This is a genomic window from Arthrobacter saudimassiliensis (assembly GCF_059090665.1).
The window spans coordinates 272,224-283,155 of sequence record NZ_JBNHFX010000004.1; the positions used below are offsets into that span (position 1 = coordinate 272,224).

4 protein-coding genes are annotated in these 10,932 nt (G+C 68.5%); 3 read left to right on the forward strand and 1 reads right to left on the reverse strand.

From position 1 onward, the window contains the following. Window positions 1–22: 22 nt before the first annotated feature. The gene (glgP, locus tag AC5RV6_RS16035; protein ID WP_494008354.1) at window positions 23–2,647 is read right to left on the reverse strand and encodes an alpha-glucan family phosphorylase; all 2,625 of its coding nucleotides are present in this window, start codon (window positions 2,645–2,647) and stop codon (window positions 23–25) included. A 158-nt stretch (window positions 2,648–2,805) separates the two neighbouring features. Between glgP and AC5RV6_RS16040 the strand changes: the two genes are divergently transcribed. Genes AC5RV6_RS16040 through glgB form a run of 3 tightly spaced genes read left to right on the forward strand, consistent with a single transcriptional unit; the run spans window position 2,806 to window position 10,573 of the window. Continuing rightward, entirely contained in the window at window positions 2,806–4,857 is a 2,052-nt protein-coding gene (locus tag AC5RV6_RS16040; RefSeq protein WP_494008355.1) for an alpha-1,4-glucan--maltose-1-phosphate maltosyltransferase, read from the forward strand. After that, on the forward strand, window positions 4,857–6,626 hold the full coding sequence (gene treS / locus AC5RV6_RS16045) for a maltose alpha-D-glucosyltransferase (protein WP_494008356.1): 1,770 nt from the start codon (window positions 4,857–4,859) through the stop codon (window positions 6,624–6,626). Before AC5RV6_RS16040 ends, treS begins: the two co-directional genes overlap by 1 nt. After that, window positions 6,623–10,573 carry a 1,4-alpha-glucan branching protein GlgB gene (gene glgB, locus AC5RV6_RS16050; protein WP_494008357.1) on the forward strand — a complete coding sequence of 1,317 codons (3,951 nt, stop codon included), beginning with the start codon at window positions 6,623–6,625 and terminating at the stop codon, window positions 10,571–10,573. The genes treS and glgB overlap by 4 nt, the downstream gene beginning before the upstream one ends. Window positions 10,574–10,932 lie beyond the last annotated feature (359 nt).

Below are 10,932 nucleotides of genomic sequence, written 5' to 3' on the forward strand. Positions count from 1 at the left end.
GCAAATGCGGGGACCGGAGAGGTCAGGCGTTGGCCACCAGGCCCAGCTCGGCTTTGGACGCGAGCCCCGCATGGTCCGGGAGCACCCGGACGGTATAGCCGAACGGTCCGGCCTGCTCAATGGAGATCACCCCGGAGAACAGATGCCGGCCCGAGCCCAGATCCTGGGCTTCCTCAAGTTCAAGCACGGAGTGGTCGGCGAGCTGGTCGTTCTCCAGGGCCCTGCCGTAGACCACCTCAACGCTGACGTCGGAGGGGCGCAGCGACCCGAGGTTGACGTAGGCCTGGACGGTCAGCTGGTCGCCGATCTGCGGCTCGTCGGTGATGCCGATCGAGTCCACATGCTCCACGCTGACACCCGACCAGCCGTCCCGGACCCGCACGATCCACGCCGCGAGCTCCCTGGCCGCCTGGTGGTTGTCCGCGGCGGCGGCACGGCCGGAGGAGCAGGCGGGCCGGTAGAGCCGGTTGACGTAGTCCCGCAGCATCCGGTTCGCGGAGACGCTGGGCCCCAGCTCCGCCAGCGTGTGCTTGACCATTTCCAGCCATTCGCGCGGAGGCCCTTCCGGGCTGGGGTCGGAGGGGCCGGCCGCGCCGGCCTCCATGGGCGGGGTGCCCCCGTAGAACAGGCGGGTCACCTGGTTCTCCAGCAGGTCGTACAGCGCGGCGGCCTCAATGTCGTCCCGCTGGTCAGGGCTGTAGACCTCCCGGGTCTCGGGCCCGTCGGTCGGGTTGGCCGAGGGGATCGCCCACCCGTTGTCGCCGTCGTACATCTCATCCCACCAGCCGTCGAGCACCGACAGGTTCAGGCCCCCGTTGATGGCTGCCTTCATGCCGGAGGTGCCGGAGGCCTCCAGCGGGCGCAGCGGGTTGTTGAGCCACACGTCGCAGCCGGGGAAGAGGGTCCGGGCCATGGCGATGTCGTAGTTGGGAAGGAACACGATCCGGTGCCGGATGGCGGGGTCATCGGTGAACTGCACCAGGTCCTGGATCATCCGTTTGCCCTGCTCGTCGGCGGGGTGGGACTTGCCGGCGATGACGATCTGGACGGGATGCGTGGGGTGCAGCAGCAGCTTCTTCAGCCGTGCCGGGTCCCGCAGCATCAGCGTCAGCCGCTTGTACGTCGGCACGCGGCGTGCGAATCCGATGGTCAGCACGTCCGGATCGAGCACCGAATCGGTCCAGCCCAGTTCCGCGTCCGCGGATCCGCGCTTGCGCCAGGCGGCACGGACCCTGCGGCGCACGTCGTCAATGAGGTTCTGGCGCAGCCGGCGCCGCAGCGCCCACAGGTCGTCGTCGGAGATTTCGTAGGCCCGCCCCCAGTCGCGGTCGTGGACGGCGGCGACGCCGAACTTCTCCGCGGCCAGGGCGGTCAGCTCGGGGTCCACCCAGGTGGGCACGTGGACGCCGTTGGTGACCGAGGTGATGGGCACCTCGGAGGCATCAAAGCCGGGCCACAGCCCGGCGAACATGCGTCGGGAGACCTCGCCGTGCAGCTTCGCCACACCGTTCGCCCGCTGGGCCAGGCGGAGCCCCATGACCGCCATGTTGAACTTGGAGGAATCCCCGCCGTCATAGTTCTCGGCTCCGAGGGCGAGGATCTTGTCGGTGGGCACCGACTGCGCCAGTCCGGCGGCGAAGAAGTGGCGGATCTGTGCCTGCTCGAACCGGTCGATGCCGGCCGGCACGGGGGTGTGCGTGGTGAACACCGTGGAGGCGCGGGTGACGGTCAGCGCCTCGTCCCAGCTCATGCCCGCATCCATCAGCTCGCGGATCCGCTCCACCCCGAGGAACCCGGCGTGGCCCTCATTGCTGTGGAACACCTCGGGAGCCGGCGCGCCGGTCAGCCGCTGGAAGGTGCGCAGCGCCTTCACCCCGCCCATGCCCAGCAGCAGCTCCTGCTGCAGCCGATGGTCGCCGCCGCCGCCGTACAGCCGGTCGGTGACCCCGCGCGCCGCGTCGTCGTTCCCGGAGACGTCGGAGTCCAGCAGGAGCAGCGGTACCCGGCCGACGTCGGCGCGCCAGATCTGCGCCATCAGCCGCCGCGAGTTCGGCAGCGGCAGGCTGATCCGGGCCGGCGTCCCGTCCTCCTCGCGCAGCAGCGTCAGGGGCAGCCCGTTGGGGTCGAGCACCGGGTAGGTTTCCTGCTGCCAGCCGTCCCGCGAGAGCGACTGCTTGAAGTAGCCGGCCTGGTAGAGCAGGCCGACGCCGACCAGCGGCACCCCCAGATCGGAGGCGGATTTCAGATGGTCGCCGGCCAGGATGCCGAGGCCGCCGGAGTACTGCGGCAGCACGGCGCTGATGCCGTACTCGGGGGAGAAATAGGCGATGGAACGCGGAGCGTCCTCGCCGAGGGACTGATACCAGCGCGGCGCCGTGAGATAGCGGTCCAGGTCCTGGCCGAGCTCCTGGATCCGCCCGGCCAGCCCCGAATCGCGGGCCATCCGTTCCAGGCTTTCCCTGCTCAGGGACCCCAGGAACTTCAGCGGATCGTGCCCGCTCGCCGCCCAGCCCTGCGGGTCGAGGTCCCGGAACAGCTCCGCAGTGGGCCGGTGCCAGGACCAGCGCAGGTTGGCCGCGAGTTTCGAGAGCGGGGCAATGCTCTGCGGCAGGACAGTGCGTACGGTGAATCTGCGTATGGCCTTCACCCCGGAAAGGCTAGCGCACGGCACGCCGGGTCTGGAGGGCGAAAGCGTTAACTCCGGGTTAATCCTGCCGATCCGTTCACATTGCCGCAGATCAGGGCCCAAGTGGCGAAAGTACGCTGGCTTAGCATTTCGGCCTGTTTGTCGCTAACGTCTTGTCTGTGACCGCTCATAGTGCCTCGCCAGCCCGTGATCAGACCGCCAGGGAACTCCGGTTCGGCCGGATTCCCGTGATGAATGTGTCCCCCGTGGTGGAGTGCGGCCGTTTTCCGGCCAAGGCCATCCCCGGGGAGGACCTGGTGGTCGGAGCCACCGTGTTCCGCGAGGGCCACGACCTGGTCGGAGCCAGCGTGGCGCTGTACGGTCCGGACGGGAACCTGGCCGCCCGGACCCGGCTGAAGCCCAAGGGCATCGGGCTGGACCGGTGGGAAGGGCTGATGCGCCCCACCAGCGAGGGGAACTGGACTTTCGCCGTCGAAGGCTGGGCCGATGTCTACGGCACCTGGCACCACAACGCCGAGGTGAAGATCGCCGCCGGCATCGACGTCGAGCTGATGCTGGCGGAAGGCGCCGTGATCTTCGAAGCCGCGGCAGCGGAGCGGCCCCCGGAGGAGGCCCGTGTGCTGGCCCAGGCCGCCGCGGCGCTCGCCGACACGGCGCTGCCGGTGGACCAGCGGTTTGCCGCGGCCGCCGCGCCCGCCGTCACCGAGGTGCTGGAACGCAATCCGATCCGGGACCTGGTGACCAGCTCGCCGCGGTTCCCGATCAAGGTGGAGCGTGAGCGCGCCGGACGCGGCTCCTGGTACGAGTTCTTCCCCCGCTCCGAGGGCGCCGTGCTGGACCCGGCCACCCGCGAGTGGACCAGCGGCACCTTCCGTTCCGCCGCACGCTCCCTGGATCGGGTGGCGGCTATGGGGTTCGACGTTATCTACCTGCCGCCCGTGCACCCGATCGGAACCGCGCACCGCAAGGGGCCGAACAACACGCTCGTGGCCGGCGCGCAGGATCCGGGATCTCCGTGGGCGATCGGCGCACCCGAAGGCGGACACGACGCGATCCATCCCGATCTGGGCACCTTCGAGGACTTTGACCACTTCGTCTCGCGGGCCCGGGAACTGGGCCTTGAGGTGGCACTGGACCTGGCGCTGCAGGCCTCCCCGGACCACCCCTGGGTCACCGAGCATCCGGAGTGGTTCACCACGCGCGTCGACGGCACGATCGCCTATGCGGAGAATCCCCCCAAGAAGTACCAGGACATCTATCCGCTGAACTTCGACAACGACTACGAGGGCCTGTCCCGGGAAATCCTGCGGATCGTGCTGATGTGGATCGACCACGGGGTGAAGATCTTCCGGGTGGACAATCCCCACACCAAGCCGCTGCGCTTCTGGGAGTGGCTGATCGGCACCGTCAACGAGCAGCACCCCGACGTCGTGTTCCTTGCCGAGGCCTTCACCCGGCCGCCGATGATGCACGCCCTCGGGATGGCGGGGTTCCAGCAGTCCTACACCTACTTCACCTGGCGGAACACCCGCGGCGAGCTCGAGGAGTACTTCAACGAGGTCTCGCATGAAAGCTCGGCGTTCTTCCGTCCGAACTTCTTCGTCAACACTCCGGACATCCTGACCGAGTTCCTGCAGTACGGCGGCCCGCCCGCCTTCAAGATCCGTGCCGTCCTGGCCGCCACCGCGAGCCCGCTGTGGGGCGTGTACGCCGGCTACGAGCTGTACGAGCACGTGGCCCGGCCGGGCGCGGAGGAGTACATCGACAACGAAAAGTTCGAGTACAAGCAGCGGGACTTCGCGCTGGCGGAGGCCGAGGGCCGCAGCCTCGCGCCCTACCTCACCCGGCTCAACGAGATCCGGCGGCTGCATCCGGCGCTGGGGGACCTGCAGAACCTCACGGTGCAGTCCACCACCGACGAGGCGACCGTCGCATACTCGAAGCACAAGCAGACCCGCCCGGGCGATCCGACCAGCAAGGACACGCTGATCATCGTCGTCAACACGGACCCGCACAGCGCACGCGAGTGCACGGTGACCCTGGACCTGGATTCCCTGCACCTGGATCCGGAGGACTTCAACGAAGACGGAACCTTCTGGGTGGACGACCTGATCAGCGGCAACAGCTGGAGGTGGGGACAATACAACTATGTGCGCCTTGACGCGCACTACGAACCCGCCCACATCCTGTCCGTACGGAGGAGCTCCTAGTGCCCAACCCGTTCCAGCTGCACGCACCGGGCCTGACCAATGATCCGAACTGGTACCGCAAGGCCGTCTTCTACGAAGTCCTTGTCCGCGGTTTCCGTGACTCCAACGGAGACGGAAACGGGGACTTCAGCGGCCTGATATCCCAGCTGGACTACCTGCAGTGGCTCGGCGTGGACTGCCTGTGGCTTCCGCCGTTCTTCAAGTCGCCGCTGCGCGACGGCGGCTACGACATTTCCGACTACTACGACGTGCTGGATGAGTTCGGCACCATCAGCGACTTCAAGCGGCTGGTGGCCGAGGCCCACGCCCGCGGCGTCCGGGTGATCATCGACCTGCCCCTGAACCACACCTCGGACAAGCACCCCTGGTTCGAGGAATCCCGCAACGATCCCGACGGGCCCTACGGCGACTTCTATGTCTGGTCCGACACCGACGAGAAGTACAAGGACGCCCGGATCATCTTCGTCGACACCGAGGAATCCAACTGGGCGTTCGATCCCGTGCGCCGGCAGTTCTACTGGCACCGGTTCTTCAGCCACCAGCCCGATCTGAACTTTGAGAACCCCAAGGTCGTCGAGGCGGTGTTCGACGTCGTCCGCTTCTGGCTGGACCAGGGCATCGACGGATTCCGGGCGGATGCCATCCCCTACCTCTTCGAAGAGGACGGAACCAACTGCGAGAACCTGCCCGCCACGCACCGGTTCCTCAAGGACCTGCGGACCATGGTCGATGAGAACTACCCGGGCCGGGTCATCATCGCCGAGGCGAACCAGATGCCGCATGAAGTGGTGGAGTATTTCGGCGACGAGACCGGACCGGAATGCCACATGTGCTTCCACTTCCCGATCATGCCGCGGCTGTTCTACGCCCTCAGGGACCAGAAGGCCGCGCCGATCGTGCAGACCATGGAGGAAACCCCGGCGATCCCGACGGGCAGCCAGTGGGGCACCTTCCTGCGCAACCACGATGAGCTGACCCTTGAAATGGTCACCAACGAGGAACGCCAGGCGATGCTGGGCTGGTATGCCCCGGATCCCCGGATGCGGGCGAACATCGGCATCCGGCGGCGGCTGGCTCCGCTGCTGGACAACTCCAGGGCCGAGATCGAGCTGATCCACGCGCTGCTGCTGTCGCTGCCGGGAAGTCCGTTCCTGTACTACGGCGACGAGATCGGCATGGGCGACAACATCTGGCTGGAGGACCGGGATGCCTCCCGTACCCCCATGCAGTGGAACCCCGACCGCAACGCCGGGTTCTCCACCGCCGATCCGGGCAAGCTGTACCTGCCGGTGGTCCAGTCGCTGGTCTACCACTACAACCACGTCAACGTGGAGGCCCAGCTGGCGAGTTCGAGCTCGCTGCTGCAGTGGGTGCGGCAGATGATCATGGTGCGGCGGACCCACCCGGCGTTCGGGCTCGGCAGCTACCGGAACGTGCCCACCGACGCGGAGTCGGTGCTCGCCTTCCTGCGGGAGCTGCCCGACGACAATCCCGAGGGCGAGCCCGGCGAGACGATGTTCTGCATCTTCAACCTCTCCCAGCACCCGGTGGCCACCACGGTCAACCTGCCGGAGTTCGCCGGCCGCGGCCTGCGGGATGCCTTTGGCGGGATGCCGTTCCCGGCATTCGGTGAGGACGGCACGCTGACGATCACTCTGGGCAGCCATGACTTCTTCTGGCTGCGGCTGCGTTCGGCCAAGTCGAACATGGCGTCCCCGCATACCGAAGCAATTCCGCTGGTGACCGTATCGGAGGCCTCGAAGAAATGAGCCAGCTCACGCCCGCCCTGCCCGAACTGCTTACTGCGTGGCTGCCTCGGCAGCGGTGGTTTCCGGGCAGGGGGCGTGAGCTGACGCTCAGCCGCGTGGGCGGGGTGCGCCTGGAGGACCCGGCGGGTGTGGCCGGACTCGAGGTGCACCTGATCGCGCTGCAGTCCGCCGAGGGCACCGACGTGGTGTCCGTGCCGGTGACGGTTTACGCGGAGAGCGTCCCGGAGCTTGAGGAGCACCTCATCGGCCGGGCCACCCATGCGACGCTGGGGGAGCGCTGGCTGTATGACGGCACCGCCGATCCGGTGCTGGTCACGGCCTGGCTGGAACTGATGCGCTCCCAGTCCGGAACTGCCGATGAGCGCACCAGCGGAGTGGCCGAGGCCGGCTTCCCCGACTGGCCGCCGTTCGTCAGTCCGCTGCCCACCAAGGTGCTGCGCGGCGAGCAGTCCAACACCTCAGTGGTGGTCGGCACCGACCGCGGGGAGCTGATCCTCAAGTTCTTCCGGGTCCTTGCCGCCGGGGAGAGCCCCGACGTGGTGGTCGGAGCCCGGCTTACCGAGACCGGTTCCCGCGATGTTCCGGAGACTCTCGGCTGGGTCACCGGCAGCTGGCAGGACCCACAGGGCGGGGATTGGGTGTCCGGCCAGCTGGCCGTGCTGCGCGAATTCATCCCCGGCAGCCGCGATGCCTGGCGGCTGGCCTCCGCTGCCGCCCTGGAGGGGCGGGACTTCACCGGCCAGGCCGAGGAGCTGGGCGCCGTCACCGGGCGGATCCACCGGCAGCTGGCCCGGGCCTTCGACACGCACGCCCCTGACGCGGCGGAGCGGCGGGCCTTCCTGCACTCGCTGGCCGACCGGATCCGCTGGGCCTGGAGCGAGGCAGGCCCCGACGTCGGCGGCTACGACGCCGACGTCCAGGACCTGGTCCGCCGGGTGGAGGCCCTGCAGTCCCTGCCCGACCTGCAGCGGATCCACGCCGATTACCACCTCGGCCAGGTCCTGTGGTCCGCGGACCGCGGCTGGACGGTACTGGACTTCGAGGGCGAGCCGCTGCGCCCCGCCGCCGAGCGGAGCGTCCCCGACGCCCCGCTGCGCGACGTCGTGGGCATGCTCCGCTCAATCGACTACGCGGCCTCCGTCGCGGTGATGGCGGAGGAGGGCGGCGGCAGCACCGAGGAGCGCCGCCGGCGGGCCGCGCGCTGGGCCGAGGAGGCCAGCGACGCCTTCGTGCGCGGCTACGAGAAGGAAACCGGCACGCAGATCAACCGCCGCGACCCCCTCTACCTCGCGCTTTTGCTGGACAAGGCGCTGTATGAGGTGGTGTACGAGATCCGCAACCGGCCGCAGTGGCTGCAGGTGCCGGTGGCCGCCGTCCGCCGCATCCTCGACGCGGAGCGGACTCTCCGCGGCAAGCAGCAGGCAGATGAACCAATGAGTCAGGAAGAGGGCACCGTGAACAAGGGCACCAAGGGTACGGAACCGGAACGGGCAACCGGCACGGCAGCTGAACTGCCGGCGGTGCCCGACGACGCGGCTGCGCGCCTTCCCGGTGCGGGGCAGGCGGCCCTGCCGGCGGTGCCCGACGACGCAGCGCTTGGTTCCCAGGGCGCCGATGAGGCGGCGCTGTCCGAGGCACCCGGCGACGAACCGGCGTCGGCCCCGGGCACCGGGAGCCGGGGCGGCGACGGCGCGGGCGAGGCACCGGAAGCGAACACCACCGCCCCGCTGGCGGTCTCCGAAGACCTCCTGCAGGCCGTCTCCGAGGGCCGCTACCACCAGCCGCACGCTGTGCTGGGCGCGCACCTAGATGACCACGGCAACGTGACCATCCGGACGCTGCGGCCGCTGGCCGAGACCGTCACCGCGATCACCCCGGAGGGACGCGTGCCGCTGCGGCATGAGTGGAACGGCATCTGGGTGGGCACGGTGCCCGCTGCCAGCCCGGGCCACGTTCCCGACTACCGGATCGAGGCCGCCTATCAGGGCGGCGGAACCCATCTGTTCGACGACCCCTACCGGTTCTTCCCCACCCTGGGCGAAATCGACCTGCACCTGATCGGCGAGGGCCGCCACGAGAAGCTCTGGACCGTTCTGGGAGCGAATCCGCACCACTACAAGTCCGTGCTCGGCGACATCGACGGGGTCAGCTTCGCGGTCTGGGCGCCCAACGCGCGGGCCGTCCGGGTGACCGGCGATTTCAACGGCTGGAACGGCGCGCTGAACGCCATGCGGTCGCTGGGCAGCTCCGGTGTCTGGGAACTGTTCATCCCCGGGGTGCCCGACGGCGCCCGCTACAAGTTCCAGATCCTCGGCGCCGACGGCGTCTGGCGGGAGAAGGCGGATCCGCTGGCCAAGGGCAGCGAGGTGCCGCCCCTGACGGCGTCGCGGGTGGTCGAGTCCGGCTACCGGTTCGGCGACGAGGACTGGATGGAGGCCCGCGCCCGCCGGGATCCGCACAACGCGCCGATGAGCGTGTACGAGGTGCACCTGGGCTCGTGGCGCCCGGGCCTGGACTACCGCGAGCTCGCGGAGCAGCTGGTGGAGTACGTGACGTGGCAGGGCTTCACGCATGTGGAGTTCATGCCGGTGGCCGAGCACCCCTTCGGCGGCTCCTGGGGCTATCAGGTCACTTCCTACTTCGCCCCCACGTCCCGTTTCGGGCACCCGGACGACTTCCGCTACCTGGTGGACAAGCTGCACCAGGCCGGCATCGGCGTCCTGCTGGACTGGGTTCCCGCGCACTTCCCCAAGGATGAATGGGCGCTGGCGAAGTTCGACGGACAGCCGCTTTACGAAAGCGCCGACCCGCTGCGCGGGGAGCAGCCGGACTGGGGCACCCTGATCTTCGATTACGGGCGCCGCGAGGTACGCAACTTCCTGGTCGCCAATGCGGTGTACTGGCTGGAGGAATTCCACATCGACGGCCTGCGCGTGGACGCCGTGGCGTCCATGCTCTACCTCGACTACTCCCGCCCCGAGGGCCAGTGGCGACCCAACGAATTCGGCGGCCGGGAGAACCTCGAAGCCATCTCCTTCCTGCAGGAGGTCAACGCCACCGTCTACCGGCGGGTACCGGGCATCGTGATGATCGCCGAGGAGTCCACGGCGTTCCCCGGGGTCACCCGGCCGACCAATACCGGCGGGCTCGGGTTCGGGCTGAAGTGGAACATGGGCTGGATGCACGACACGCTCCAGTACATGTCGGAGGATCCCATCAACCGGGTCTACCACCACGCCAAGCTCACCTTCTCGCTGGTGTACGCGTACACCGAAAACTTCCTGCTGCCGATCAGCCACGACGAGGTGGTCCACGGCAAGGGCTCGCTGCTGCGCAAGATGCCGGGAGACCGGTGGCAGCAGCTGGCGAACCTGCGCGCGTACCTCGCTTTCCAGTGGGCGCACCCCGGCAAGCAGCTGATCTTCATGGGCACCGAGTTTGGCCAGGAAGCCGAATGGTCGGAGCAGTACGGGCTGGACTGGTACCTCGCCGATACGCCCCAGCACCGGGGCGTGCAGCTGCTGGTCCGCCAGCTCAACGAGATCTACCGCGGGACCCCGGCACTGTACGCGCGGGACAACGAGCCGGCCGGCTTCCAGTGGATCGAGGAGAACGACGGCGCACGCAACGCCCTGTCCTTCATCCGCTGGGATACGCAGGGCAACCCGCTGGTGTGCATCGCGAACTTCGCCGGCGCCCCGCACGAGAACTTCCGCCTCGGCCTGCCCTGGGCCGGGGAGTGGGACGAAGTGCTGAACACCGACGCCGCCGAGTTCGGCGGCTCCGGCGTGGGGAACATGGGGGTCGTGACCGCCGAGGAGGGACCCTGCAACGGACAGCCCGCCCACGCGACGCTGACCGTACCGCCCCTGGGCGTCCTGTACCTGGCGCCCCGGAAGGCAGGCGCCACGGGGGCCGAGGGGTCCGCGGCCGAGGCCGCGGAGTAAGGCGGACCGCTGGCAGATCGGCCCCCTGCAGGCCTGGCAGGGGGGGGCTGGTTTCCCACCGCCCCAAAACCGTGGTACCGTTGATTCCCGCGCCGAACGAGCGAATCGCTTGAACCGGAGAGCAACCGCCCACCGCACCGCCGGAGGGCCGGAAGCCCGGGTTGACGAAGAGCCGGAAGGTGTGTAGGCTAGAAAAGTTGCTCCGGAGCGAGGCAGCCGAGAAGTTCCACTGGGAACACACGGCTGGTGGTGCCGGGAGCACCTGTTGTTTGAGAACTCAATAGTGTGCCAAGTTTATTGATACCAATTATTTTGATTGGTTATTTGGCCGGTTTGCCGCACCCCCGTGCGGTGGGATC

What these genes read in the sequence shown, in the direction of transcription:
- glgB (WP_494008357.1), top strand. Translation starts at nt 6,623, where the DNA reads ATGAGCCAGCTCACGCCCGCCCTGCCCGAACTGCTTACTGCGTGGCTG.